At 59.9% G+C, this 23,903-nt stretch carries 25 protein-coding genes and 4 tRNA genes; 7 read left to right on the top strand and 22 right to left on the bottom strand.

Annotation, left to right across the window (positions count from 1 at the left end):
• Positions 1–16: 16 nt before the first annotated feature.
• The 9 genes from rplK to IEW17_RS10175 form a co-directional block, all read right to left on the bottom strand.
• Positions 17–460: a 50S ribosomal protein L11 gene (rplK, locus tag IEW17_RS10215; RefSeq protein WP_188561948.1), complete on the bottom strand. Its 444-nt coding sequence runs from the start codon at positions 458–460 to the stop codon at positions 17–19.
• A gap of 120 nt (positions 461–580) precedes the next feature.
• Positions 581–1,147 carry a transcription termination/antitermination protein NusG gene (nusG, locus tag IEW17_RS10210; protein WP_188561947.1) on the bottom strand — a complete coding sequence of 189 codons (567 nt, stop codon included), beginning with the start codon at positions 1,145–1,147 and terminating at the stop codon, positions 581–583.
• A 12-nt stretch (positions 1,148–1,159) separates the two neighbouring features.
• Positions 1,160–1,354, bottom strand: a complete 195-nt coding sequence (gene secE / locus IEW17_RS10205) for a preprotein translocase subunit SecE (protein WP_188561946.1) — start codon at positions 1,352–1,354, stop codon at positions 1,160–1,162.
• A gap of 64 nt (positions 1,355–1,418) precedes the next feature.
• Positions 1,419–1,489: transfer RNA gene (locus IEW17_RS10200), tRNA-Trp, on the bottom strand.
• Positions 1,490–1,639: 150 nt separating this feature from the next.
• Positions 1,640–2,830 carry an elongation factor Tu gene (gene tuf / locus IEW17_RS10195; protein ID WP_188561945.1) on the bottom strand — a complete coding sequence of 397 codons (1,191 nt, stop codon included), beginning with the start codon at positions 2,828–2,830 and terminating at the stop codon, positions 1,640–1,642.
• A gap of 168 nt (positions 2,831–2,998) precedes the next feature.
• A tRNA-Thr gene (locus IEW17_RS10190) sits at positions 2,999–3,070 on the bottom strand.
• Between the two features lie 14 nt (positions 3,071–3,084).
• A tRNA-Gly gene (locus IEW17_RS10185) sits at positions 3,085–3,157 on the bottom strand.
• Between the two features lie 16 nt (positions 3,158–3,173).
• Positions 3,174–3,256, bottom strand: a tRNA-Tyr gene (locus IEW17_RS10180).
• A gap of 169 nt (positions 3,257–3,425) precedes the next feature.
• Positions 3,426–6,014, bottom strand: coding sequence for a M1 family metallopeptidase (locus IEW17_RS10175; protein WP_188561944.1), 2,589 nt, complete (start codon positions 6,012–6,014; stop codon positions 3,426–3,428).
• Between the two features lie 97 nt (positions 6,015–6,111).
• Here IEW17_RS10175 and IEW17_RS10170 point away from each other — a divergent pair, with 97 nt between their 5' ends.
• From IEW17_RS10170 to frr, 3 genes are all read left to right on the top strand, one after another.
• On the top strand, positions 6,112–6,615 hold the full coding sequence (locus IEW17_RS10170; protein WP_188561943.1) for an acyl-CoA carboxylase biotin carboxyl carrier protein subunit: 504 nt from the start codon (positions 6,112–6,114) through the stop codon (positions 6,613–6,615).
• A 43-nt stretch (positions 6,616–6,658) separates the two neighbouring features.
• On the top strand, positions 6,659–7,462 hold the full coding sequence (pyrH, locus tag IEW17_RS10165; protein WP_188561942.1) for a UMP kinase: 804 nt from the start codon (positions 6,659–6,661) through the stop codon (positions 7,460–7,462).
• Between the two features lie 102 nt (positions 7,463–7,564).
• Positions 7,565–8,128: a ribosome recycling factor gene (frr, locus tag IEW17_RS10160; RefSeq protein WP_188561941.1), complete on the top strand. Its 564-nt coding sequence runs from the start codon at positions 7,565–7,567 to the stop codon at positions 8,126–8,128.
• Positions 8,129–8,239: 111 nt separating this feature from the next.
• On the opposite strand, the gene nadD is transcribed toward frr, so the two are convergent.
• The 6 genes from nadD to IEW17_RS10130 all read right to left on the bottom strand — a co-directional run bounded on the left by nadD (position 8,240) and on the right by IEW17_RS10130 (position 12,618).
• Positions 8,240–8,806 carry a nicotinate (nicotinamide) nucleotide adenylyltransferase gene (nadD, locus tag IEW17_RS10155; protein WP_188561940.1) on the bottom strand — a complete coding sequence of 189 codons (567 nt, stop codon included), beginning with the start codon at positions 8,804–8,806 and terminating at the stop codon, positions 8,240–8,242.
• Between the two features lie 102 nt (positions 8,807–8,908).
• Positions 8,909–9,493 carry a guanylate kinase gene (gene gmk / locus IEW17_RS10150; RefSeq protein WP_188562004.1) on the bottom strand — a complete coding sequence of 195 codons (585 nt, stop codon included), beginning with the start codon at positions 9,491–9,493 and terminating at the stop codon, positions 8,909–8,911.
• 29 nt (positions 9,494–9,522) lie between these two features.
• Positions 9,523–9,822, bottom strand: a complete 300-nt coding sequence (locus IEW17_RS10145; protein ID WP_188561939.1) for a hypothetical protein — start codon at positions 9,820–9,822, stop codon at positions 9,523–9,525.
• 71 nt (positions 9,823–9,893) lie between these two features.
• Entirely contained in the window at positions 9,894–10,538 is a 645-nt protein-coding gene (locus IEW17_RS10140) for a sigma-70 family RNA polymerase sigma factor (RefSeq protein WP_188561938.1), read from the bottom strand.
• Positions 10,539–10,816: 278 nt separating this feature from the next.
• The gene (locus IEW17_RS10135; RefSeq protein ID WP_229748940.1) at positions 10,817–11,857 is read right to left on the bottom strand and encodes a glycosyltransferase family 9 protein; all 1,041 of its coding nucleotides are present in this window, start codon (positions 11,855–11,857) and stop codon (positions 10,817–10,819) included.
• The gene (locus IEW17_RS10130) at positions 11,854–12,618 is read right to left on the bottom strand and encodes a glycosyltransferase family 2 protein (protein WP_188561936.1); all 765 of its coding nucleotides are present in this window, start codon (positions 12,616–12,618) and stop codon (positions 11,854–11,856) included. Before IEW17_RS10130 ends, IEW17_RS10135 begins: the two co-directional genes overlap by 4 nt.
• Positions 12,619–12,793: 175 nt before the next feature.
• Between IEW17_RS10130 and IEW17_RS10125 the strand changes: the two genes are divergently transcribed.
• Positions 12,794–13,024 (top strand): hypothetical protein, encoded by a 231-nt coding sequence (locus IEW17_RS10125; RefSeq protein ID WP_188561935.1) that lies wholly within the window; start codon positions 12,794–12,796, stop codon positions 13,022–13,024.
• A 103-nt stretch (positions 13,025–13,127) separates the two neighbouring features.
• Positions 13,128–13,658, top strand: coding sequence for a GNAT family N-acetyltransferase (locus tag IEW17_RS10120; protein ID WP_188561934.1), 531 nt, complete (start codon positions 13,128–13,130; stop codon positions 13,656–13,658).
• 33 nt (positions 13,659–13,691) lie between these two features.
• Here IEW17_RS10120 and IEW17_RS10115 read toward each other — a convergent pair whose 3' ends face one another.
• From IEW17_RS10115 to IEW17_RS10105, 3 genes are all read right to left on the bottom strand, one after another.
• The gene (locus tag IEW17_RS10115) at positions 13,692–15,788 is read right to left on the bottom strand and encodes a T9SS type A sorting domain-containing protein (RefSeq protein ID WP_188561933.1); all 2,097 of its coding nucleotides are present in this window, start codon (positions 15,786–15,788) and stop codon (positions 13,692–13,694) included.
• A 96-nt stretch (positions 15,789–15,884) separates the two neighbouring features.
• On the bottom strand, positions 15,885–16,889 hold the full coding sequence (locus IEW17_RS10110) for a glycoside hydrolase family 43 protein (protein ID WP_188561932.1): 1,005 nt from the start codon (positions 16,887–16,889) through the stop codon (positions 15,885–15,887).
• A 52-nt stretch (positions 16,890–16,941) separates the two neighbouring features.
• Positions 16,942–17,364 carry a hypothetical protein gene (locus IEW17_RS10105; RefSeq protein ID WP_188561931.1) on the bottom strand — a complete coding sequence of 141 codons (423 nt, stop codon included), beginning with the start codon at positions 17,362–17,364 and terminating at the stop codon, positions 16,942–16,944.
• A 209-nt stretch (positions 17,365–17,573) separates the two neighbouring features.
• On the opposite strand from IEW17_RS10105, the gene IEW17_RS10100 reads away from it, so the two are divergent.
• Positions 17,574–18,380: a S1/P1 nuclease gene (locus IEW17_RS10100; RefSeq protein ID WP_188561930.1), complete on the top strand. Its 807-nt coding sequence runs from the start codon at positions 17,574–17,576 to the stop codon at positions 18,378–18,380.
• Between the two features lie 236 nt (positions 18,381–18,616).
• Here the strand turns inward: IEW17_RS10100 and IEW17_RS10095 are convergent, their stop codons facing one another.
• The gene (locus IEW17_RS10095) at positions 18,617–20,113 is read right to left on the bottom strand and encodes an amidase (RefSeq protein WP_188561929.1); all 1,497 of its coding nucleotides are present in this window, start codon (positions 20,111–20,113) and stop codon (positions 18,617–18,619) included.
• A 141-nt stretch (positions 20,114–20,254) separates the two neighbouring features.
• On the opposite strand from IEW17_RS10095, the gene IEW17_RS10090 reads away from it, so the two are divergent.
• The gene (locus IEW17_RS10090) at positions 20,255–20,620 is read left to right on the top strand and encodes a glyoxalase superfamily protein (protein WP_188561928.1); all 366 of its coding nucleotides are present in this window, start codon (positions 20,255–20,257) and stop codon (positions 20,618–20,620) included.
• An 18-nt stretch (positions 20,621–20,638) separates the two neighbouring features.
• On the opposite strand, the gene IEW17_RS10085 is transcribed toward IEW17_RS10090, so the two are convergent.
• From IEW17_RS10085 to IEW17_RS10075, 3 genes are all read right to left on the bottom strand, one after another.
• Positions 20,639–21,385, bottom strand: a complete 747-nt coding sequence (locus tag IEW17_RS10085; protein ID WP_188561927.1) for a LytR/AlgR family response regulator transcription factor — start codon at positions 21,383–21,385, stop codon at positions 20,639–20,641.
• 109 nt (positions 21,386–21,494) lie between these two features.
• The gene (locus IEW17_RS10080; protein WP_188561926.1) at positions 21,495–22,637 is read right to left on the bottom strand and encodes a sensor histidine kinase; all 1,143 of its coding nucleotides are present in this window, start codon (positions 22,635–22,637) and stop codon (positions 21,495–21,497) included.
• Between the two features lie 83 nt (positions 22,638–22,720).
• On the bottom strand, positions 22,721–23,668 hold the full coding sequence (locus IEW17_RS10075; RefSeq protein WP_188561925.1) for an alpha/beta fold hydrolase: 948 nt from the start codon (positions 23,666–23,668) through the stop codon (positions 22,721–22,723).
• Positions 23,669–23,903: the final 235 nt, after the last annotated feature.

The raw sequence follows: 23,903 nt of genomic DNA, 5'->3' as shown, positions 1-23,903 counted from the left end.
TCGTTTCTCCGTTTAATTATTCAGCAAAAGGAGAAGTGCCACTGACGGTAATACCCATGCTACGGGCCGTACCAGCCACCGACTTCATCGCCGACTCCACCTTAAAGGCGTTCAAGTCAACCATTTTCGTTTCGGCAATGGTGCGCACCTGGTCCCATGTCACGGAGCCTACCTTGTTCCGATTCGGCTCTTTCGAACCGCTCGTCAACTTAGCTGCTGCCATGAGCAACACCGGAGCCGGCGCCGTCTTCACCACGAAGTCAAACGACTTGTCGGTGTACATGGTGATTAGTACAGGACAAACCTGGCCGGCTTTATCTTGGGTGCGAGCGTTAAACTGCTTGCAAAACTCCATGATGTTCAAGCCTTTGCTACCAAGTGCAGGTCCTACCGGCGGCGATGGGTTCGCTGAGCCTCCCTTTATCTGCAAGCGCAGATAACCTCTGATTTCTTTGGCCATTTGATTGAATTGGCTGGGGCGCCTACGTCGTAACTCGTGTTTGCCGCAGTTTAGTAAACTCCTAGTTGGAAGCCCCACCGACCCGGAGCAATCAGTCGGCGTGGTATAATCGGTGGGTTATTAAATCTCTTTTTCTACCTGCGTGTAGCTGAGCTCTACTGGCTGCGAACGGCCGAAGATTTTCACAACTACATTAAGTTTTTTGCGCTCTTCGAATACTTCGTCCACGTTACCGGAGAAACCGTTGAAAGGGCCGTCCACTACTTTCACCAACTCGCCAACTACATAAGGCTTGTCGAGGGTAGCGGTGATTTGCTGCTCGGCTTCGTCTACGATGCCGAGGATGCGATTCACTTCGGTGATGTGTAGCGGGACGGGCTTATTATTAGCCGAATCCTTCTTGTCTTTGTCACCGAGGAAGCCAATTACGCCGGGCGTGCTGGTGATGATGTGGTCTACTTCGCCGTGGCTGAGGTCAGCGTGGATGATAATGTAGCCAGGGTAGAGGTTCCGCTCGCGGACGCGCTTCTTGCCGTTGCGCATCTCAAATACCTTTTCCACTGGAATCAGTACTTGGGGAACCAACTCGGTTAGGCTATGCCGGCCGAGCTCGGTTTCGAGGTAATTTTTGGCTTTTTTTTCCTGGCCGCTCACGGAGCGCACCACGTACCATTTCAATTCGCCCATCTTGACTATTGATTAGCGAAACGAGTTATAAAACGCTTTAAGTACCGACTCAAAGCTGATGTCCATGACGCCCACAACTACGGCAAATATGAGCGAACCAATCAGCACCAGACCGGCGCTTTTTTGCAGCTCCGTCGTGGAAGGCCACGTTACGTTGTAACGCATTTCCTCGATGGTGGCGCGGAAATAATTGCTCAGTTTGTCCATAGCTTGAGAGAAAAACAGCGTTGCTGCTGATAACGACATGGAGCGGGCCAACCGGCCCAAATTGCACGAGTGGAGAGATTCGAACTCCCGTCAAAGGTTTTGGAGACCCGTATGCTACCGCTGCACCACACTCGTATAAAGACACTTCCCGCCAACGCATTTCGTCAAAGGGAGTGCAAAGGTAAGAGAAACAGTGGAGAAAACAAATACCCCATTCTGTTTCAGCGTAAAAAAGCCGCCCCCGAAGAGTCGAGAGCGGCTTTTTTACGCTGATTAAGCCAGAGCTTAGTCGAGAACTTCGGTTACCTGACCAGCACCTACCGTGCGGCCACCCTCACGGATAGCGAAGCGCAGGCCTTTCTCCATTGCCACCTTGGCGATGAGTTCAACGGTGATGGTGATGTTGTCGCCGGGCATTACCATTTCAACGCCCTCGGGGAGGGTGATGATGCCGGTAACGTCGGTGGTACGCAGGTAGAACTGCGGACGGTAGTTGTTGAAGAACGGCGTGTGACGGCCACCTTCCTCTTTCGAGAGAACGTAGACTTCGGCCTTAAACTTCTGGTGAGGGGTTACCGAACCGGGCTTGCAGATAACCATGCCGCGACGGATGGCTTCTTTCTCAATACCACGGAGCAACAGACCCACGTTGTCGCCAGCTTCGCCACGGTCAAGGATTTTGCGGAACATTTCCACACCCGTAACCGTCGACTTCAGGCCTTGAACAGCGCCCATGCCGAGGATGTCAACTTGCTCACCCGAGTTGATGATACCGCGCTCGATACGACCGGTGGCAACCGTGCCACGGCCCGTAATCGAGAACACGTCCTCAACAGGCATCAGGAAAGGCAATTCGGTCAGACGAGCAGGAATCGGAATGAACGAATCGACTGCAGCCATCAGCTCGTCGATTTTCGGCACCCATTTGGCATCGCCGTTCAGGCCGCCGAGGGCCGAACCCTGGATAACCGGAATGTTGTCGCCGTCGAAGTCATAGAACGAGAGCAACTCACGGATTTCCATTTCCACCAGCTCCAAGAGCTCGGGGTCGTCCACCATGTCTACTTTGTTCATGAACACCACCAGCTGAGGAACACCTACCTGACGGGCGAGCAGGATGTGCTCACGGGTCTGGGGCATTGGGCCGTCGGTGGCAGCTACCACGAGGATAGCACCGTCCATCTGGGCGGCACCCGTTACCATGTTCTTCACATAGTCGGCGTGACCGGGGCAGTCAACGTGAGCGTAGTGACGGTTAACCGTCGAGTACTCTACGTGCGAGGTGTTGATGGTGATACCACGCTCTTTTTCTTCGGGAGCATTGTCAATCGAAGAGAAGTCACGCTTTTCGGCCAAACCCTGGTTTGCCAACACCATGGTGATAGCAGCGGTCAGGGTGGTCTTGCCGTGGTCGACGTGACCGATGGTACCGATGTTTACGTGCGGCTTGGACCGGTCGAAATTTTCTTTAGCCATTGTAAAGAGTAAAAAAGAGGTGGTGAAGTAAATTTGAAGGATAAATGCGACCCTACAACAAGAAAGCGAGACTCAGCCCCTACTACTAGAAAACTGTGCGTCGCTTACCTGAGAGAACCGCGCCACCGAGCTGAGATATTCAGACCAGCGGACTTGTGTTATAATCTGAGCCATTTATGGGATTTGAACCCATGACCTCTTCCTTACCAAGGAAGTGCTCTACCACTGAGCTAAAACGGCTTATGCTAAAAATGAGCGGGAGACGAGGTTCGAACCCGCGACCTGCAGCTTGGAAGGCTGCCGCTCTACCAGCTGAGCTACTCCCGCAGTTGGCCTAAAAAAGTGGGGAGAGAAGGATTCGAACCTTCGAAAGTTTACACTAACAGAGTTACAGTCTGTCCCATTTGGCCGCTCTGGAACCTCCCCAATTTGATGCTGACCGGCCGATTGCCGGAAAACGGACCCTTTTGATGCGATGACTACCGAAGTAGTATTGTTTCGTAAGGAGTCGCAAAATTAAGGCTTTTCTGACATAAGGCAAGCGTTGGGGCAAAAAAAGGCAATTCTTTTTTTGCCCCAAACTGGCATCATGCTCTTACATAAGGTTATAAAAAGCTTTGAGACGGTCATCCGTTTCTTTATCACGAATGTTTTGCAGCACGGCTTTCAGCGTGGGCATGGTGGGCAGCAACAGGGCCAAGCCGCGGTAGGCCCCCAGTCGCACCTCGTAGCGCGGGGCGGTGCGGGCGTATTCTTCCAGCATTTTGAGGCCCTTATCGCGCTCTACGGGCGGGATGTGGGTCATGAGTGTGCCGAAGGACTGGAAGTAGGCGTAGAGGTCCGCTTCGGCTACGTCGGGCAGGCGGCGTAGGAACCAGGGGTACTGGTCGAGGCCACCGTTGAGGGAGTAATAGCTGGCAATGGAGACGAGGAGCGAACTGCTAGTCGTATTGTCGATGGCCGCGACCTGCTTAAGGGTCGTGGTTTCGGGATTTTTGGCTAATACTTCGATGGCGGCGGCCGCGACCAGAACGGAGCTGTCGCCCACGGCGGCCCCGTAGATGGGGCCGAAGTTGCCCTCGTGCAAGGTGGCCAAAGTTTTGATGGCCTGGGCCCGGACGCGGGAATTGGGGTCGGTAGTGGCGAGGCGCTGGATATCTTTGCGCATGCCTTCGGGCTCGGGGCCGCGGTAGCGGCGGAGGTGGTCGAGGGCAAGGCGGCGCACGTTCCAGAACTTGTCGTTGAGGGCATTGCGCAGCAGGCTGCTCACGGCCAGCTCGGCCGTCTTGTTTTGGAGCAGGTCCAAGACTTCAGATTTTTGCTGGTAGTCCCGGGCGTGGTAGTACTGGAATATCAGCTCGTCGGTGGTGCGGGATTCGTCGAGCTGCGCCAGCAGTTGGCTTTCGTTATCAAATTTGACCAGCACCGGTTTCTGGTTGGCGGGCAGTTGAAACGTCTGGTCGGCTTTGGTGACGGTGATGCGGTGCTCGGTGGGCTGGTTGCTGCCGGTCCAGACGGCCACCGTGACGGGCAGGCGATAGACGGGCTGAAACAGAGTATCCTGCGTTTGCTGCACGCGCAACGATACCTGGCCGTTGGTGTAGGTGTGGGTAATGCGTAGCTCGGGATGGCCGCGCTGCATAAACCACTGGTTGAAAAACCACATCAGGTCTTCGCCGGTGGTTTCTTCAAAAGCCGTGCGCAGCTTGGAAATTTCAACGGCCGAGAGCTTATTCTGGGTGAGGTAGCGGTTGAGGGAGGCGAAGAAGGCGTCGTCGCCCACGTATTTGCGCAGCATGTGAAGCACGCGCCCGCCCTTGTCATAAGAGTGGCGGTCGAGCATGTCCTCACGATTTACGTAGCGGTAGCGGATGAGGGGCTCGCGCTTGCTGTTGGCTTCTTCGAGGTAATTATTGATTTTAATCTCCTGCACCAGGCCGGCTTCATCAGCCCCATACTTGTGCTCGGCCCAGAGGAATTCGGAATAATCGGCGAAGGACTCGTTCAGGGGCAAGTTGGCCCACGACTCACACGTGACGTAATCGCCGAACCACTGGTGAAATAACTCGTGGGCGATGACGAACTCGCTGGTTTGGAAATTGGCATCACGCAACTCGCGGCGGGTGGCCTGCACGAAGCTGCCAAACGTGGACGCGCTGGTGTTTTCCATGGCTCCGCTCACGTAGTCGCGCACCACAATTTGCGAGTACTTCTCCCATGGGTATTCCACGCCCAGCTTTTTAGAGAAGAAGTCCAGCATTTCGGGCGTGTGGCCGAATACGGCCCGGGCGGTACCGGCATACTGCGGCTCCACGTAGTAATCGACGGGCTTGCCGTGCCAGGAGTCACTCACCACGGCATAGTCGCCCACAACCATCGTGGCCAGGTACGGCGCGTGCGGCTGGCTTTGCTTCCAGGTATCGGTGCGGGTGCCATCGGAGTTGGCGTGCGAGGACGTGAGTAAGCCGTTGGAAAGCGTTTTGAACTGCTTTTCCACGGTCATGCTGATTTCCTGGGTCATCCGCTGGTTGGGCTTGTCGATGGTGGGAAACCAGCAGGAGCTGGACTCCGTCTCGCCCTGGGTCCAGATTTGGCGGGGCTTGTTCTTTTCGAGACCCAGCGGGTTGATGAAGTAGAGGCCTTTATCGGAAGTAATGGCCGTGGAGCCGCCCTGGGGCAGCTCGTTGGGCTTGGCCACGTACACGATGCGCACCTGATAGGAAGTAGCGCGCGGATACGGCTGGCCGAGGGCGATGACGAGCTTACGGCGGTTATAATTGTAGTTGAGGCCCTTATTTTTCTTGTCGCCCACCAGCTCGACTTTTTGAATATCGAACCCCTTAGCATCGAGCACCACTTCTGACTGCGGGTAGAAGTGCGAGCGCAACGTGAGAATAGCCGTGCCCAGCAGGTACTGCTTCTTGTAATCAAAGCGCACGTCCAGCTTGGTGTCGAGCACATCGGTAAGAATGGTGGCGGCGGGCTGCACCGGGGCATCCGATGGCAGCCACGAAGGCACCACAATGCCGGCTGAAGCGGGCACCGGAATAGCCGGTGCTGCGGCCTTTTTGTGCACAGGGACCTTGGCCGGGTACTTACCGGCGGCGGAGGGCCTTACCTGAGCAACGGCCACTAAATGAACAAATAACAGTAGGCTGGTAAGGCCCGGAACCAGATACTTCATGCCAACAACAATGGGCGAAAAACGCCTCAATTTCCGAATTAATTTGAGATTTGGGCTACCTTTAACCCCGGCTTCCGCCCCACCCTATTCGCTTCAGATGATTCAAATAAGCACCAGCCCCGGCCAAGTCTGGGAAGTTGACTACCGCGCCGCCGATTCTATCGACCTCAACGGCCAGCCTTTTGCCTGGGATATAGCCGATTTGGGCGAAGGCCGCTTTCATATGTTGCACGAAGGTCGCTCCTACAATGCAGAAGTAGTGGAAGCCGATTATGCCACGAAAATCATCGTGCTGAAAATAAACGGCCAGCGAGTGGAGCTGAGTGCCAAGGACCGGTTCGACCTGCTGCTTGAGCGCCTGGGCATGAGCAATGCCGCCACCGTCAAAGTCAACGAGTTGAAAGCGCCTATGCCGGGCCTCATTGTAGACATTCGGGTGGAACCCGGGCAAGCGGTATTTAAAGGCGACCCGCTGCTGGTGCTGGAAGCCATGAAAATGGAAAACATTCTGAAAGCGTCGGCCGATGGCATCGTGAGCAGCATTAAAGTAGCGCTGCGCGACAACGTGCAGAAAGGCCAGGTGCTGGTACAGTTCGCCTAGTTCCATTCGTTAAAAACATCCCGCCCTACTCAATAATTAGAATTTGAAATACCACCGTATCCTCCTCAAGCTCAGCGGCGAAGCGCTGATGGGCCAGCAACAGTACGGCATTGATGCCGAGCGGCTGATGCAATACGCCTCCGAAATTAAGTCGGTGGTGGCTACCGGTATTCAGATTGCCGTCGTGATTGGCGGGGGCAACATCTACCGCGGGGTGCAGGCCGAAGCCTTTGGCCTCGACCGCGTGCAGGGCGACTACATGGGCATGCTGGCCACAGTCATCAACTCGATGGCTTTGCAAAGCGCCCTGGAGAAGCTGGAAGTGAGCACACGTCTGCTTTCGGGCCTTACTATTCAGCGGGTGTGCGAACCGTATATCCGGCGGCGCGCCGTGCGGCACCTGGAAAAGGGCCGCGTGGTGATTTTTGGGGCCGGTATTGGGTCGCCGTATTTCACCACCGACTCGGCGGCATCGTTGCGGGCCATTGAGATTGAGGCTGACGTGGTGCTGAAAGGCACCCGCGTGGACGGTATCTACACCGCCGACCCGGAAAAGGACCCCACGGCTACGCGCTACCCCGAAATTACCTTCGATGAGGTGCTGAGCAAGAACCTGAACGTGATGGATATGACGGCCTTCACGCTGTGCAAGGAAAACAACCTGCCCATCATCGTATTCGACATGAACACTCCCGGCAACCTAGAGCGCCTGCTGAACGGCGAGCCCATGGGCACGCTGGTGAGCGCGGGCGGCACCGGAGCCGGCCGCGATGGCCGCAAGGCTACGCCTGACCTTAAACAAAGCCTGTTGCAGCCGATGGTGGGCAACCAGCCCGAGCAAGCCTAAGAAACTTTGAGTGTCGAGTTTGGAGGGTTGAATTCTTAGTTCTTTTCAATCTTCAAAACGCGACATCATTCAACCCTAAGAACTCAACAATTCCAATTTAAGATGGACGAAGAAATTCAGTTTTACCTCGACGAGCTTGCTGAATCAATGGGCAAGGCGCTGGCGCACGTAAACGTGGAAATGAGCCGCATCCGGGCTGGTAAGGCTTCGCCGGCTATGCTCGACGGTTTGCGCGTGGATTACTACGGCACCCCTACTCCCATCGGCCAGATTGCGACGGTGACAGCTCCCGATGCCCGCTCGCTGCTCATCAAGCCTTGGGAGAAAAACATGGTGAGCGAGGTAGCCAAAGCCATTAAAAACAGTGACCTGGGCCTGAACCCGGTGTCGGATGCCGACGGCGTGCGTCTCAATATCCCGGCCATGACCGAAGAACGCCGCCGCGAGCTGGCGAAACAAGCCAAAAACGAGTCGGAAGCGGGTAAGGTGCGGGTGCGTGGCATTCGCAAGGACGTGAACGAGTCGTTGCGCAAGCTGCTGAAAGAAGGTGCGTCGGAAGACGCGGTGAAGAGCGCCGAAGAAAAAGTACAGAAAACCACCGATTCTTTTATTGCCGAGGTCGAAAGAACCCTCAGTAAGAAGGAAACGGAGATTATGACCATCTGAGCTGGTTGCTTGAAAAAGAAAGAGCCCGACGATAAATCGCCGGGCTCTTTCTTTTTGGGAAGTTACCGCAGAGGCACGCGGAGGAAATCCGCAGAGGTACGCAGAGTGGTTCTATTTCAGCAGTTCGGCTTCGACAGCGGCTGGCACCAAGTAACGGATGCTCTGCCCCGTGCGCAGGCTTTCGCGAATGTAGGTGGCCGAAATATTCAGCAAAGGAGCCGCTATGAGGCGAACGCGCGGGAATTCATCCAAGCTAGGAAGGGAGACGCCGGGACGGGGATATACGTAGATATCAACCTCGGCCAGCAACCGGGCCGACTCCTGCCAACGCGGCAGGCCGGGCACGTTGTCGGCTCCCATCAGAAGTACGAATTCGTGGCTAGGGTAACGCTGGCGCAGGGCATCGAGCGTGGCGATGGTGTAACTGGGGCGCGGCAGGCCGAATTCGATATCCTCGGCGCGCAGGCGAGGATTGCCGGCAATGGCCAGCTGCACCATATGTAGCCGCTGGGCATCGGGCAGCAGGTCTGCGGCAGCTTTAAAGGGGCTGTGAGGCGACACAACGAACCAGACCTCGGACAAGTCGGTACGGGTGGCAAAATGCTCGGCCAGGATGAGGTGGCCGACGTGCACCGGATTGAAAGACCCGAACAACAGGCCAATGCGTTGTTTTGTCATCCTGAGCTTGCGAAGGACCTTGTTACGACTACCTGGTAAGCAACCCAGCGGCGCGAACGGGATAAGGTCCCTCGCTCCGCGAACGCAAGATGGGGATAACGATTAAACGATGGCCGGCTCGGCGCTGATGAACTGCCGCACGAGCCATTCGGCGTGGGCCGTAGCTTCGTCGAGGTCGTCGTTGACGACGGTTACGTCGAACCGGTCCTCGAACGCCAACTCAAAATTAGCCTTGTATACCCGCGAAGAAATGCTGGATTGCGAATCGGTGGCACGGGCCTGCAGGCGCTGCTCAAGGACTTCGATGGATGGGGGACGGACAAAAATTCCGAGGGCCCGGTCTTTGTAAAACTCCTTGATGCTGAGGCCGCCTTTCACGTCAACATCGAGAATAGCGTGCTTGCCGCTCTCCCAAATGCGTTCAATTTCGGACTTTAGCGTGCCATAAAAGGCACCTTCGTACACCTCTTCCCACTCCACAAATTCCTCGTGCCGAATTTTATCCTGGAAGTCCTGTACGGAAATAAAATGGTAGTCTTTGCCATTGGCTTCGGTGCGGCCGCGGCGGTCGCGGGTACAGGCCGAGATGGAAAAGCTGAGTTCCGGCAGCCGCTGCATGAGCCGATGCACGATGGTGGTTTTGCCCGCGCCCGAAGGTGCCGAGAAAACGATGATTTTGCCTTGCATCACGCAAAGCTAGCCAGTCGGAACCGGTATCAGGCCATTTGGGCACCCACACGGGCCAAAATGGCTTCGTGCAAGCTAGCGGGGATGGGCCGGCGGGATACGCGCTGGTTCAAAAATTTGACGAAAACGCGCTGCTTTTCGATGTCGTCGAAGCACGGCGAGCAGTCAGAGGCATTATCGTAGAGGAAATCTTCGTCTGCGGCGTCCACGGGCTGGCCTTCGATGAGTTGGTCTAGTACAGTATTCACTCGTTCGCAGTCGGGGCCGTTGTCGATGGGAATGGCAACGGGGGCCGACGTATTGGTTTGTGTAGTAGCAGATTGGTTCATAAGTGAAAATCCTTGAAACTCGTGGAGGCAATGGTAAGCCGAGCCATCGATGTAGGCCCCTGCTGGGGAGGTTAATTATTATCGAGGCCGGTTAGTTCCGCGTCGTCTTCTATTGTTTCATTGCCATATCCCATTGACTGGGCGTATCTCTCGAGCTTATCCTTGAGGAAATTACGGGCCCGGTGCAGGCGTGACCGCACCGTACCTATCGGAATATCAAGCACTTTAGCCATTTCCTCGTAGGTAAAACCCTCAAGGTCACAGAGGATGATGACGGTGCGAAAATCGACCGGCAAAGAATTTAGCGCACTGGCTACTTCATCGCCAATTAGGTCGCGGGCCGACTGCTGGCGCATGTCGGACGACGAGGCTCCAAGTTCGCCTTCGGCCTCCACATCGTCGGGGTTATAATAGCCCTCAATCTCGCTGTAATCGACTTTTGCGGGCTGCTTGCTCTTCTTGCGGAAGTCGTTGATGAACGAATTCTTGAGAATCCGAAAAAGCCACGCCTTGGCGTTGGTACCGGGCTCGAAATACTCAAAAAAGCGGTATGCTTTCAGGTAAGTTTCCTGCACCAAGTCATTGGCGTCGTCCTCATCGAGGGTGAGGCGGTAGGCAAAGTTGTAGAGCGGGTCGAGCACCGGCATAAGCTCGGCCTGGAAGCGCCGGTCTTTTTCTTCTTTGCTCAGTTTTACCCGTTCGGGGGAATCGCTCATACAGGTGGGCGGGGGAAATTGCAGGTCGAAACCTACGAAATATTAGGGAATTAGAAGCGTTCTGGCTAAATCAACTACTCGAAAGTGTTGGGTGGCCGGGTTGCTTCATTGCGTTGCTACGTGCCAGAGAGCTGCTTGGCGGCAAATCGTCAAAACTAGCTGTACGACACACTTTATATTGCCCGATGTACGGATTGCAATGCTGAGTAGGTTGCGCAAGCAAGCCACTGCATTTACCTAACCGGGCAAAATCCTGCTTGTTCGCTATCGGAGGGCATTTATTCTTTGCCGGGCAAAGGTTCCCAAGCCAGCACGCGGGCCGCCACAGCCAAAGGCTCAATGGCCCGGATGCAAGTGCAGGCGGCAGGTTGGGCGCGGCAATCGGCACAATCAGGTTTATCAAAAACCAGGTAATCGGCGTGCGGGCCCAACGGTTTCCAGCGCCCGGGGTGCATGGGCCGAATGGGCGGATACAGGCCCAGCACGTGCCGCCCAAGTGCGGCGGCCAGGTGCAGCGGGCCGGTGCTGCCGGCCACGAGGCCATCGGCAGCGGCGATGAAGGCAATGAACTGCGGCAGGCTAAGCTGGCCGGTGAGGTCGGCGGCCAGGAAAGCCGCGTTTTCCTGCCGCCAGTTGGTCAGCTCCTCTCCTTCCGCTGCCGTACCAGTCACGAACACGCGGTGGCCGGCCTGGTGCAGCAGCCGGGCCAGTTGGCCAAAGTGAGCTAGGCCCCACTCGCGGGCGCTACCCCGGCTGCGCGGATGCAGGATGATGTTGAGCTGGCCGGGCCGGCGCTCCTGAAGCAGCAGTTGGAACTGGGCGGGCAGCGGCTGGGCGGGCTGCAGGCGCACCAAGGCAGCGGCTTCCGAAAGGGGAGTTTCTGGCGCGGCCCCCAGCGACTGGAGCAACTTCAGATTCAACTGGGCTTCGTGCAGGGGCGAGTGGCGGCGGCTAAGCGCCACCAGCCGGTTGCAGGTGAGCCAGTGCTGCCAGCGGTTGCGGGTACCGATGCGAACGGGAATCCGGGCCTTTTGGGCAAGGCGCGCAAGGGTCTTATTGGGGAAAACGTGGACGATGGCGGCAGCTTCGTAGGCTCGCAACTTAGCTACTTGCTCAGCCTCGGGCAGTTTTAGCAGGTCGTCGAGATTCAAAAAGTCATCGACCCAGGGGCAGGCAGCGGCTACGGGAGCGGTGTAGGTGCGGCCGATGAGCACGACCCGGCAGCCGGGCCGCAGCTGCTTCAGCCGTCCCGCCACGGGCAGAGTCAGCACCACGTCGCCGATGGCATCGGTGCGGGACACGAGAAAGGTCTGGCTCATGCTTCGGCGCGTTCGGTGCGGGTTTTCAGCTTCGCGAATTTCAGAAATACGCCCCAGGCCGAAATACCGGCGATGCACAGGCCGGCAAAACCGTCGAGTACGCCCAGCCGGAACACGTAGCCGTGCACGAATTTCCAGAGCGGCTTGAGCAGCAGGTGAAACAGAGTGACATTGGTGCGGCCGCGCAGGGCCAGCTCCTGGGCGGTGATGCTGGTGAACTTGTTGAGCTGGCTGACGTGCTGCGCGATGGAGTGGTAGCTGTAGTGCAGGGCGTGGCCGGCGAGCTGGCCGGTGGTTTGGCCGGGGTTCACCTCGAATTTCTCGTGCAGGAGCAGGCCGGTCCAGCGGCCCAGGCGGCGGTCGTAGAGGCGCAGCTTGCGGTCGGGGTACCAACTGCCGTAGCGCACCCAGTGGCCGCAGTAGTTGGTGAGGCGCGCCAGCGAATAGGCCGCATGCTGCCAGTCGGCTTTAGCGGCGCGGATGGACTGGCGCAGCTCATCGGTCAGTACTTCGTCGGCGTCAAGCTGCAGGACGTGGTCGAATTTCGCTTGGGTAGTGGCGTAGTTTTTCTGCTCGACGTAGCCGGCGAAGGCATGCTGAATGACGCGCGCGCCGTGTTGCCGACAGATGTCCACGGTGGCATCGGTGGAGAAAGAATCGACCACTATTACGTCATCGGCCACGTCGCCCAGCGCCTGGAGGCAACGGGCAATATTGGCAGCTTCGTTGAAGGTGATGATGACGACAGAGAGGGAAATCACGCAGAAAAAGCCAGCTTAGAGGCCAGCGCCCGGCAAAGGTAAGCCGACAGCCGGGCCAGCCCTGTAAGCCGCCATCCCAACAGGGCCGCAGCGTTTGTTGGAGCAGATGCACCGTTTACCCACATGGCAAGCCGCACTCCGTGCGTAACTTGCAGCCGAATTCGTTTATCTATACATGAAAAAAACGCTCCTCCCCGGTCTGTTGGCCGCTGCCCTGCTTTCGCTCACGCTGCCCTCGTGCGGCCCCTCGGTAACGGAGGGCGACGAAGACATTGCCACCAATACCCTGCCGCCCTTGCCCGCCGCCCCTGACACCACCAAAGGTGCCAAGCAGCCGGAGCAGTTCCGCGAGCTGAACTCGGTGAATGCCATCGAAGACATCAAAAAGATGCAGCCCCAGATGTAATTCGGGCTTTTTGCACACTACTCCAGGTTTATCAGTTGGGCCGTTGCTGCTGAGGCGGTGGCGGCCCAATTGCTTGTGGCATCGTTGAGCTTAGCGTTTTCTTATGGAACATAACATTGTGCTGCGCCGCGGCGTCGAAACCGACCTTCCCCAAGTGCTGGCCCTCATTCAGGAGCTGGCCGAGTATGAAAAAGCTCCGGAAGCCGTGACCAATACCCTGACCGCCATGCAGCGCGACGGATTTGGGCCGGAGCCTATTTTCAGCTTTTTCGTGCTGGAAAACGAAGCGCAAAAAATTGTTGGGCTGGCCCTGTTCTACACCGCTTACTCCACCTGGAAAGGCCGGATGCTTTACCTCGAAGACCTGGTGGTGACCGAGGCGGCGCGGCGCGGCGGCTTTGGCCGGCTGCTGTTCGACGCCGTGGTGGCCGAGGCCCGCACCACCGGGGCCGTGCGCCTCAAGTGGCAGGTGCTGGACTGGAATGAGCCCGCCATTGCCTTCTACAAAAAACTAGGCGCCACCATCGAAGATGAGTGGTTTAACGGCAACCTCGACGAGGCCCAGCTGGCTCACTACCACGCGGCCCCGGCGGCCGTGGCCGTGGCGGAGGCGATAATCGGACGGCATTTGTAGCATTTATCGGCCAAGGGCAGCCGGTAATCCCGGCTAAATGCGCACGAAATTCCGCTGCCCGGTACGGCCCTGCGCATCCAGCCAGTGCAGCACGTAGAAGCCCGGCACCAACCCGGCCACGTTCAGCGACAGTATGTCGAGGCCCGTGGTGGTGGTTTGGCTGCTGGCTCGTACCAAACGCCCTAGCGCGTCATAAATCCGGAAAATCACTACGCCATCGGCGGCAGCAGGGTATTGCAAACCCAGGAAATCGTCGGTTACGGGGTTGGGGAAAATGCTGACGCTGGCATTGGCCCCTTCGGTGCTCACAAGGGCGGGAGCGGTGTTGTCGAGGGAGCCATCGGGGCGGCGCAGGCGCAAACGGTAGTAGAGCAGGCCGCTGGCTGGGCGCGGGTCCACAAACTGGTACTGGCCGGTGGGCGGCCGGGTAGCCACCGTGGCCAGCTGCTCCCAGTTGGTGGTGTCGCCGCTCTGGCTGCGCTCTACCAGAAAACCGTTCAGGAAGCATTCATCGCGCGTGGCCCAGGAGACGGTGGTGCCGGAAGCAGGCTCGTAGCGGGCGCTAAAGGCCGTGAGCGGCGCGGGCAGCAGCGCCGGGCCACCGCAGCCCAGGTTGCGGAAGCTGCGCACCCGCAGCACCTGCCGGCCCCCGGCCACGTCGCTGGCCGGATTGAGGATGCGGGTGTTCTGGCCGCGCCCGATGGCAAAGTGCATCACGGCACCGGGCCGGATGAGGTGGGCCAGCTGCTGGGCGTGGCCCAGCTCGTGCACGGCTACCGACTCAAAATCAAGTTGCGGGGTGATGGGCGGCAAGGGGCCGAACTGGAAAATGGCCGCATCGTCGAACTGCATATCGATTTCCTTCACCCAAAACACCAATTCGCCGCTGGGCGCGAGACAGCCGCGGTAGTAGGTGGTGGTGCGGCCCAGCACGCGGTCGGGCAGTTCGGGTCCGTTGTCGAAGGCAACTACGTTCTGGCCGTCTTCGGCGATGGTGTTGGTGGAATTAGGGCTGCCTACTTCCCAGTTCATGCCCGTTTGGCAGCGCCAGGTGGCCAGGGCCCGTTGCCAGGCAGCGGGCGGCGCGGGGCTGAGCGTAAAGTTGGGAGCAAAGCGGAACGTGATACCACCCGTGGCATTCAGAGCAACGTGGTTGGGGCGCTGGAGCAGGTTGCCCGTGGTGCTTTCCACGTTGGTGAGGGCATAGACGATGGTGACGGAGCTGGTACTTTCCACCGTCAGCTGGTCGGAAGCCGTGACACGCACCTGGCCCGAACCGGCCGGCCGGCCCCCGGAAGAGGACGGCACCCGCACCTGAATGCGGGTATTGGTCCAGGTGAGGTAGTCGGCCTCGCGGGCCTTCACGCGGGTGGCCCCGCCATCGTCGGCGTTCTTAAACTCGACAAAACCGCTGCCCCGGCTGCTGCCGAAACCATCGCCGTTGATGGTGAGCACGGCCCCGGTACCAGCCGGGAGTGAGAGCGGCGTAAAGCCGGTGATGGATGGCGCCAGCGTGCCGCGCTGCGCGGAGCCGGGAGCAGCCAGCGCCGGATTGGCCCGCAGCTCCTGGCGTGGCTGGCCGGTGAGGCGGGTGATTTCCCGATAAAACGCGGCATCAAGAGCCGGGTAGGTGCGAAAAGGCTCGGCCGCCGTGTGCTCGGCCGGGTTGAATTCGATGAAGCCTTGCTCGCTGCCCACGGGCGTAAACGCGGCGGGGCCGGCTCCGGGCCAGAGCGCGGGCGTTAAGAAGAAGACACCCTGCTGGCCGGCTCGCAGCTGCAGGGTATTGGTCAGGATTTGTTGGTCGAGCCCCACCCGGCCGCCTTCGGTGATGAGGCGCAGGCCGGTGGTATCGGCTACTGCCCCTTTCAGTAGGGAAAATACCCGCAGCCGGTGCCGGGTAAACAACCGCTGACGAGACGCATCCCAGAAGCTTTGCGCATCGAGCACTTCGGCCTCCACTACCAGCGCCGACTGCTGGGCGCGGCGAGCGGGCTCAATGGGCAAAAGCAGGCAACGGGTTTCGGCGGCTCCCTGGGAATGCGCCACGCCGGCTCCGGCCAGGCCTACGGCTAGCGCCAACCCCAGCCGACGACCGGCAACAAGAAAATAAAGTACGGCTGAGCGCATAGTCTAAACGAAGAATCGAATACTATCTAATATACACGAAACGTGGTGCAACGACTTACGAGCGGCAGACTCCGTTCTGTTTTCGCGCCAGTAAAATTACTTCATCCCAATTGGTGCGGGCTGGGGCTGCCGGGTGGGCGCGGCGGCGGCCAGCACCGGCCAGCCATCGGCGTAGGTCAGGGCTTCGAGCAGCAGCACACGGCGCGAATAGCCTTCCGAATCGTCGATGGCATCGAAGGTAGGCTGGTTGGGGTCGATGGCGTGGCAGGCCAGCCAGTCCTGCCCGGCGGCATCGGTCACCACGCAATTGTGGCCGGGGGCGTGCCAGTGCATATTGGCCGCGAGCAGGGCGGCGTGGGGGTTGGCCAGGGCCGCAGCGTGGGTTTCGAAGGGGCCGGTGGCATGGCGGGCGCGGGCCACCAGCACGGCGTAATGGGCGTGCGGGCCGCAGCAGTTGTCACCCGAAAAAAACAGGTAGTACCAGCCATCCCGCGGGTGGACCCAAGCCGCCTCGATGAGGCGGTGATAATCGTCGGGGTCATCGCCGGGAGTGGGGTGCAGCACGGCTTGCGCCACGCTGCCGGGCCGGAAGCTTAGGCGGTCATCGGCCAACTCGCGAACCCAGATGGGCCCAAAGCCCGAACCCCAGTACAGCAGCCGCTGGCCGGTAGCGGGGTCATCGAAGGCCATGGGGTCGATGCAGGTGAAGCCAGGGCCGGCCAGCAGCGGCTGGCCGCTGTCGCGAAACGGGCCGGCGGGAGCATCGGCCATGGCTACGGCCAGGCTGAAGGTATCGGCCCCATCGGGCCGAGCCGAGTAGTAGAGAAAATAGCGGCCGCCGTGCTCGCTCACGTGCGGGGCCCAGATTTTCTGACTGGTCCGGGCCCAGCGGGGTTTTTTGGGCAGGCCCTCGCCGAGGTGTTCCCACTGCACCAGGTTGCGGGAGCGGGCTACTTGCAGGTTGATGATGACGCCGGCGCGCTTGGTTTGGGTGCCATAGGCGTAGTACCACCCGTCGGCCGCGCGGATGATGGTGGGGTCCGGGAAATTCTCGTCGATGATGGGGTTGGTGTACACGGGCAGCAGGCGGTTAGAAGGCAATCGGAAAAGCAGCAGCTACGCCACTGGCCAACGAAAACGGCCGCCTACCCGCTTACTTTAGCACGGGTTCATACAGAACGGGGCGCTGCTGCTGCAGCCAGATATAAGCCGACGCAACGTCATTGAAGGTGCCAACCCGGGGCCGGTCAATGGCGTGTACGATATCCTCGGTGGTTTGGCGGGCCACCAAATCGCGGGGCAACACCCAGGCAATAAAGTACAGGCCGGCCGCCAGCATGTCTTCCAGCCACTGCACACCCCACTGCGTGAGCTGCACCGTGGTGCGGGTGATACTGGAATTATCGTTGAGAATTTTGGTGCAGGGCCACATTTGAATGGTTTCCAGCATGCGGCGGCAGGTAGCCCGCGATAAATCCTGGTTGTATTCACCCCGCCAGTCTACATACAGCCATTGATTGAGGGCATCATGGCCAATAAAAAGCTCGGGAGAATCGATAATAACCTGTAACTGCATGTACTGAAATACGCGAATCACTCCAATTCATCGCAGAATTAGAATGCTGAACAAACGGGAAATAGTAAATAATACTAAGGTAACACTAGCTGCCCAAGAAGCCAGTTTATTTTCAACTGACAGCCGGCGCTAGCTTTGTGGTGCTGCGGTCCGGGCTTTGGGCCGAATTACCCACAAACGTTCTGTTTTTCTCTTTCCTCTTGCCCACCATGCGTACCCATTGGATTACCCTTTTGCTGCTGTTATCCCTGCCTTTTAGCGGACGGGCCTGGGGCGTGCTCGGCCACCGAGCCGTGGCCCGCATTGCCGAAAACCACCTCTCGGCAGCAGCCAAGCGCGAAATTGCCCGCATCCTCGGCCCCGAAACCCTGCCGCTAGTCAGCACCTGGCCCGATGAGCTGCGCTCCGACCCGCAGTACAGCAACACCGCGCCCTGGCACTACCTCAACGTGCCCGTGGGGCTCGATTTCGCGGCTTTTGTGCTTCAGCTGAATAACCCTGCCCTAGCCGCGCCGGCCGCGCCCTCCAACGCCTACACGGCCCTGCGGCAGGTGCGCAAAGACCTGAAAAACCCCAAAAAAACCACCGACGAGAAGCGCGTGGCCCTCAAATTCCTCGTGCATTTGGTGGGCGATGTGCACCAGCCCCTGCACGTGGGCCACGCCGAAGACAAGGGCGGCAACGACATCAAGGTGAACTGGCGCAGCAAGGACGAAACCAACCTGCACAGCGTGTGGGACGGCGCGCTGGTGGAGTATTCCGGCTTTTCGTACACGGAAATGGCGGCGGCCTACGACCACGCCACCCCTGCCCAACTCAAGCAGTGGCAGAAAGACGACATGACCACCTGGCTGTTCGAATCCTACCAGCTCTGCCCGCCCGCTTACGCCGCGGCCGCCACCAACCCCAAGTTCGACTGGCACTTCTACCCCACCTTCGGTCCCACCGTGGAGCAGCAGATTCTCAAAGCCGGCATCCGGCTGGCCGGCGTGCTGAACGAGGCGTTCGAGAAGTAAGACCCCGAGCTTAGATGACTATAAAAGCTGCAGATGCGACTGGAGCTTCTTTGTGTTCGAAGCTCTTTAGTAATTCAGAAAAATCAGGGTAATCGTCATGCCCAGCGTAGCCGAGGCATCTTGCTCGCATCACCCTCACGATTGAATTACTACCCCACGCGAGATGCCTCGGCTACGCTCGGCATGACGGTTCGGCTACGCTCGGCAGTGACGGCCGTTTTACCTTGGCCTCGTCCCTACCCCACCAGCGCCGGGCGCTTATCAAACCACGGCTGGGCCTGCTCCAGCTGCCCGGCCAACCGGAACAGCACGTCCTCGGCCCCGAGCGAAGCAATGAACTGCACGCCGCAGGGCAGGCCGTCGGCGGTCCAGTGCAGGGGCACCGACATGGCGGGCTGGCCCGTGAGGTTGGCCACTTGGGTGTAGGGCGTTTTTTCGAGGCTCTGCTCGGCCAGCTTCTCCACGATGCCGGAGCGGCGAATGAGGCCACCGAGGCCGAAGGTGTTCACCACTTTCAGCAGGGTTTGCTCCAGGGATTTGGGTTGGAGCTCGCCGATGCGCACGGGCGGCGTGGCCAGCGTGGGCGTCAGGAGCAGGTCGTAGGTTTGATGAAAGCGGCCCATGCGGCGGGCGCTGTCGTTCCAGGTGTGGCGGGCGGCGGCAAAGTCGGCGGCGGTGTAGGTACGGCCCAGCAGGCTCAGCAGCCAGGTGGTGGGCTCCACATCGCGGGGCCGGGCGGGCCGGCCCAATACTTTGGCTAGGGCAGCGATGCTGGCCCCGGTTTCGCCAAAATACAGCATGAGAAAGGCCGTGGCCACGGCCCGGCCATCGAAGGGCAGCGGCACTTCGGCCACGTCGTGGCCCAGGCTTTCGAGCAGCCTGGCGGCATCGCGCACGGCCGTGGCGCACTCCGGGTGCAGGGTGCTGCCCAACGGGTGCCCCAGGCTAAAGCCGACGCGCAGGCGGCCCGGGGCGCGGCTGGCTTCTTCCAAATAAGACCGCGCTGGATTGGGCAAAAAGTAGGGCGCGCCCACATCGGGACCCTGCGTGGCATCGAGCAAGGCGGCGCTGTCGCGCACCGAGCGGCTCAGGACGTGCTCCACGGCCGCGCCCTGCCATTTTTCGCCCTGCTCGGGGCCGGTGGGCACGCGGCCCCGGCTGGGTTTCAGCCCAAACAGACCGCAGCAGGCCGCCGGAATGCGAATGGACCCGCCCCCATCGCCGGCCCCGGCCACGGGAGTTATGCCCGCCGCCACGGCCGCCGCCGCCCCGCCGCTGCTGCCGCCGGGCGTGTGGCCCAGGTGCCAGGGGTTGCGGGTGGGGCCGTGCAGGGTGGGCTCGGTCACGCCCATCAGGGCAAACTCGGGCGTGTTGGTTTTGCCCAGGATGTTGAGGCCCGCGGCCTGCCAGCGGCACACCAGCTCGGCATCTTCGGTGGGCACGAAATTGCGCAGCGCCCGGCTACCCGAAGTGTGCGGAGCCCCGGTGTACTGCGCCCCAAAATCCTTCAGTAGAAACGGCACGCCGCCGAACGGGCCCGCGGGCAGCCCGGCCGCGGCCCGCCGCCGGGCCTGCTCATACAGCGGGTACACCACGGCATTGAGCTTGGGGTTCACGGCTTCGGCGCGGGCAATGGCGGCGGCGCACAAGTCGGCGGGCGTGAGCTGGCCGGTGCGCACGAGCGCGGCCATGGCCAGCCCGTCGAGCTGGTCGTATTCGGTGGGTGAAATCATGGCTTAAATGTAGGGGTGCGGGAGTGGCAAGCTTCAAATCTGCCCGCGTTTCATAAGTACTAAGCGGAAGAGTAGATTTCACTGGCAAATCGTTATCTTACCGTGATTTAAAAGCACGAAACAGAGAAAACTCCTTGACTCATGCTCATAGTGACGCCCATCTTTCGGATTGCCGACTATCAGCAGGCGGTCGCTTTCTACATTGACTGGCTGGGCTTTCGGATTGACTGGGAAGACCGGCCCGCCAACGGCCCGCTTTACATGCAGGTCTCGCGTGGCAGTATCGTGCTGCACCTCGCCGCCCACGAAGCCGAACGCGACTCCTGCGGCTCCATGGCCATTGCCGAAGTCAATGGCCTGTTTGCCCTGCACCGCAATTTGCTGCAGCGCAACCCGCCCTGCCCCCCACCTCACCTGGAACGCACCACTTGGAGCGACAAAGTGATGCAGACCCAAGTCACGGACCCGTTCGGTAACCGGTTAGTGTTTGTGGAGGCCTGCGCGTGAGGGCCGCTTTGTTCTTTATCAGAGGCTCAGCAGCTCGCGGAAGCGCACCGACTGCTGGCGCGATACTTCCACGGCGGGCCCGTCGCGCAACGTCAGCCGGAGGGTGTTGCTGAACCAGGGCTCGATGCTGGCAATCCACTTCAGGTTGATAATCTGCTGGCGGTTGACGCGGAAGAACACCCTGGGGTCGAGGCGGGCTTCCAGCTGCTGCAACGTACGCGGAATGAGGGGCCGGTGCTGGTCGAAATGAATGCGGGTGTAGCTGCCGTTAATTTCAAAGAGCTTGATGTCGGCCAGCTTCACAAACCAGCACTGCTCACCATCTTTTACGAATACCTGGTCCTGCGCCGTGAGCGGAGCTACCGGTGCTTCATCGGTTGCGACAACGGCTTCGGCCGGTACCGACACCGGGGCCGCAAACCGGGCGCGGGCCTTGGCCAGCGCGGTGGCCAGGCGAGCTTCCTGCACGGGTTTCAGCAGATAGTCCAGGGCATTCACGGCGAAGGCCTGCAGCGCGTATTCGTCGTAGGCCGTGGTGAAAATGACGTGCGGGGCCGCCTCCAGCGAGGCCAGCAGCTCAAAGCCGGTCTGGCCGGGCATCTGCACATCGAGCAGCAGCAAATCGGGGCGCAGGGACTGAATCTGAGCGCGGGCCTCGTCGGCGTGACGGGCTTCGCCCACCACATTCACTTCCGGAAAAGCTTGGAGCAGGTGGCGCAGCTCGGTGCGCGCCAGGCGCGAGTCGTCAACGAGTAGCAGGTTCATCGATTCAATAAGGTGAGCGGGAAAGGAGGAAGCAAGAACGGGGGAATAAGCAAGAACACTCATGCTGAGCTTGCCGAAGCATGAGCGTGAGATGGTAACTCAAATCATTTTAACGGTGCGAGCGCGATGCCTCGGCTGCGCTCGGCATGACGTTCTTTTCCTTCTGTTTTTCTGGGCCTGCCAGCAAGGGCAAGCGCAGCTCGGCCGTCACGGTGTCGGGCTGGCGGGCGTCGTTGCTGATGCGCAGGCTGGCCGCCGGGCCAAACAGCAGTTGCAGGCGCTCGTGGGCGTTGGGCAGGCCCACACCGGTGTGGTCGGGCGCGGTGGGGTTGGGTTGGTAGCGGCCGGGGTTGCGCACCGTGATGAGCACTTGCTCAGGGGTTTCCAGCTGCGCCGAAAGGTGAACCCCGCCCCCACCCGGCCGCGGCGCAATGCCGTGCTTGATGGCGTTTTCGACCAGCAACTGCAGGGTCATGGGGGGCAGCATCACTTCCAGGGCGGCGGGGGCCACGTCGAGGATGTAGTGCAGGCGCTCTTCCAGCTGCAGGCTTTCGAGGGTGAGGTAGTGGGCCACGATTTCGAGCTCGCGGGCCAGTGGCACCTGCTCGCGGGTGTTGAGCTGCAGCGAATAACGCAACAGGTCGGAAAGGTGCGTCATCATCTCGCGGGCGCGGGTGGGATTTTCCAGCACCAGGGCCCGGATGTTGTTGAGGCCATTGAAGAGAAAATGCGGGTTTATCTGGGCCTTAAGGGTGCGCATCTCGGCATCGCGCACGGCCGCCGCCAGCTTCCACTTGTCGATTTCGGCCTGCTGGAGGCTATCAAAGAAATGCAGGCTGAAGTACGCCGCCGACCATAGCCAGAGCACGAAAAACGTATTGGCCGCGTAGCCCACGTACTGCAGCCAGGGAAAGCCCTTGCCGTGGTTCGGCGAATGAATGGCAAACAACAGCGCCGTCACCAACAGGCCAATAACCACCTGGCTGGCCACTGCAATGCCCAGGTGCGCCACAAACAGCCGCGGCAGCAGCGCCGTCAGTGGCAGGCGCGTCCAGCCGTGGCGGCGCACGTAGCCCCGCAGCAGGTGGCTGAACCCCAGCAGAGTGCCGGCCACAATTACCTCGATGGGAATAATCAGGCTTGAATACTTCCCGAAAATGACGGCCAGCACCCCGCCCAGCACGCCATATAGCGTCCAGCCCACGGCTTGCAGTGTCCAGTACAGGCGGCGACGGGAGGAAAGCAGGCGCATAGCAAACGGATTTAGCGGGGCAAGTTACGCGTTCGGCACACCGCCCGCAGCGGCCCGGACGATGCCGTCCGGGCCACGTGAAGCTACTTTTTGGCGACGACTGACTGCTTCAGAAAGGCATCGGTCTGGGCCAGAAACCAGGCCGTGTCGTCGTACATGAGAAAGTGCCGGCCCATTTCCGACATTTCGATGCGCACCCGCGGCAGCTTAGCGTATTGCTGCGTGAAGATGGCGCGGGTACTTTCCTTGGTCGAGCCATACTGCTTGTAAGCGGCCCAGGCCCCCAGCACCAGCGCGGGCTGCTGAATGCGGCCTAGGTCGGGGCGCAGGTCGGTGGTGTAGAGGTCGTACATGGCCTGGGCCGTGGTGGCAGGGTCCGAGGCCTGGCCCCATTGGGCCAGCAACGTTTGGCGGGCGGTATCGGTCACCATACTGGTCACCATCTGGCGCTGGGCGGCAGCAGGCATGCGGCCCTGCTTCATCTGCTGGCGCATGTTGCCAGCCATCGGCTTGGCCGATTCTACCGTGGTGGTCGGGTTCTGAACAGCCGCTAGGAAGGGCAGCGAATCGAGGATAACGAGCGGACCAATGGCCTCGGGCTGGGCCGTGCTCAGGGCCAGGGCCAGGAACCCGCCCAGGCTGTGGCCCACTATCACGGGCTTGTTCAGCTTTTGGGTTTTGATGTAGGCCAGGAGCTGGTCGCGCACGGCGGGCAGCAGCGGGTCGGTCACGGTAGCAAGCGGGACCAGGCCGCCGAAACCGGCCAGCGAAACAATGTGGCACTGGTACTGCTGCTGGTAGTGGGCCACGGCCTCGTCCCACACCGCGCCGGGGCAGGTGAGGCCGGGAATGAGCAGCATGGGCCGCCCTTTGCCCACCACACGCACCGCGAAGGTGGGATGTTGAGCCGGATTATCGGCCCCGACGGTGACGACGGGTGCGGCGGCAGGAGCCGCAGCGACGGCCGTACCAGCGGCGCTCAGCAGCAATAGTGAGACGGACAGGCGGCGGGCGAAAGCAGAAGTTTTCATGGGCGAGCAGGAGTTGTTAGTGATTGAATGGTCCAAACTTACCAGCCGGCCTGAGCAGACGAAACGCATTTTCAACGAACGGTAAATCTGCCGGCTAAGCGGGCAACCAAAGCGCTGAATGGCAACTGGTCCGCAGCCCAAGCCCTCCGGCCGACTGGCTGGCAGCTAAGCTAGTGTTCTGACAACTTAATTACAGCATTATTAGTTTAGGCAGCGTACCTGCTCCTTCCCCCAC

It is taken from the genome of Hymenobacter frigidus, from assembly GCF_014640435.1.
Classification (GTDB): domain Bacteria; phylum Bacteroidota; class Bacteroidia; order Cytophagales; family Hymenobacteraceae; genus Hymenobacter; species Hymenobacter frigidus.
Note: the sequence above shows the minus strand (reverse complement) of the source record. Positions and strands in the feature narration are given on the sequence as shown.

What these genes read in the sequence shown, in the direction of transcription:
- rplK (WP_188561948.1), bottom strand. Translation starts at nt 460, where the DNA reads ATGGCCAAAGAAATCAGAGGTTATCTGCGCTTGCAGATAAAGGGAGGC.
- nusG (WP_188561947.1), bottom strand. Translation starts at nt 1,147, where the DNA reads ATGGGCGAATTGAAATGGTACGTGGTGCGCTCCGTGAGCGGCCAGGAA.
- secE (WP_188561946.1), bottom strand. Translation starts at nt 1,354, where the DNA reads ATGGACAAACTGAGCAATTATTTCCGCGCCACCATCGAGGAAATGCGT.
- tuf (WP_188561945.1), bottom strand. Translation starts at nt 2,830, where the DNA reads ATGGCTAAAGAAAATTTCGACCGGTCCAAGCCGCACGTAAACATCGGT.
- IEW17_RS10175 (WP_188561944.1), bottom strand. Translation starts at nt 6,014, where the DNA reads ATGAAGTATCTGGTTCCGGGCCTTACCAGCCTACTGTTATTTGTTCAT.
- IEW17_RS10170 (WP_188561943.1), top strand. Translation starts at nt 6,112, where the DNA reads ATGATTCAAATAAGCACCAGCCCCGGCCAAGTCTGGGAAGTTGACTAC.
- frr (WP_188561941.1), top strand. Translation starts at nt 7,565, where the DNA reads ATGGACGAAGAAATTCAGTTTTACCTCGACGAGCTTGCTGAATCAATG.
- nadD (WP_188561940.1), bottom strand. Translation starts at nt 8,806, where the DNA reads ATGACAAAACAACGCATTGGCCTGTTGTTCGGGTCTTTCAATCCGGTG.
- gmk (WP_188562004.1), bottom strand. Translation starts at nt 9,493, where the DNA reads ATGCAAGGCAAAATCATCGTTTTCTCGGCACCTTCGGGCGCGGGCAAA.
- IEW17_RS10145 (WP_188561939.1), bottom strand. Translation starts at nt 9,822, where the DNA reads ATGAACCAATCTGCTACTACACAAACCAATACGTCGGCCCCCGTTGCC.
- IEW17_RS10140 (WP_188561938.1), bottom strand. Translation starts at nt 10,538, where the DNA reads ATGAGCGATTCCCCCGAACGGGTAAAACTGAGCAAAGAAGAAAAAGAC.
- IEW17_RS10135 (WP_229748940.1), bottom strand. Translation starts at nt 11,857, where the DNA reads ATGAGCCAGACCTTTCTCGTGTCCCGCACCGATGCCATCGGCGACGTG.
- IEW17_RS10125 (WP_188561935.1), top strand. Translation starts at nt 12,794, where the DNA reads ATGAAAAAAACGCTCCTCCCCGGTCTGTTGGCCGCTGCCCTGCTTTCG.
- IEW17_RS10120 (WP_188561934.1), top strand. Translation starts at nt 13,128, where the DNA reads ATGGAACATAACATTGTGCTGCGCCGCGGCGTCGAAACCGACCTTCCC.
- IEW17_RS10115 (WP_188561933.1), bottom strand. Translation starts at nt 15,788, where the DNA reads ATGCGCTCAGCCGTACTTTATTTTCTTGTTGCCGGTCGTCGGCTGGGG.
- IEW17_RS10105 (WP_188561931.1), bottom strand. Translation starts at nt 17,364, where the DNA reads ATGCAGTTACAGGTTATTATCGATTCTCCCGAGCTTTTTATTGGCCAT.
- IEW17_RS10100 (WP_188561930.1), top strand. Translation starts at nt 17,574, where the DNA reads ATGCGTACCCATTGGATTACCCTTTTGCTGCTGTTATCCCTGCCTTTT.
- IEW17_RS10095 (WP_188561929.1), bottom strand. Translation starts at nt 20,113, where the DNA reads ATGATTTCACCCACCGAATACGACCAGCTCGACGGGCTGGCCATGGCC.
- IEW17_RS10090 (WP_188561928.1), top strand. Translation starts at nt 20,255, where the DNA reads ATGCTCATAGTGACGCCCATCTTTCGGATTGCCGACTATCAGCAGGCG.
- IEW17_RS10085 (WP_188561927.1), bottom strand. Translation starts at nt 21,385, where the DNA reads ATGAACCTGCTACTCGTTGACGACTCGCGCCTGGCGCGCACCGAGCTG.
- IEW17_RS10080 (WP_188561926.1), bottom strand. Translation starts at nt 22,637, where the DNA reads ATGCGCCTGCTTTCCTCCCGTCGCCGCCTGTACTGGACACTGCAAGCC.
- IEW17_RS10075 (WP_188561925.1), bottom strand. Translation starts at nt 23,668, where the DNA reads ATGAAAACTTCTGCTTTCGCCCGCCGCCTGTCCGTCTCACTATTGCTG.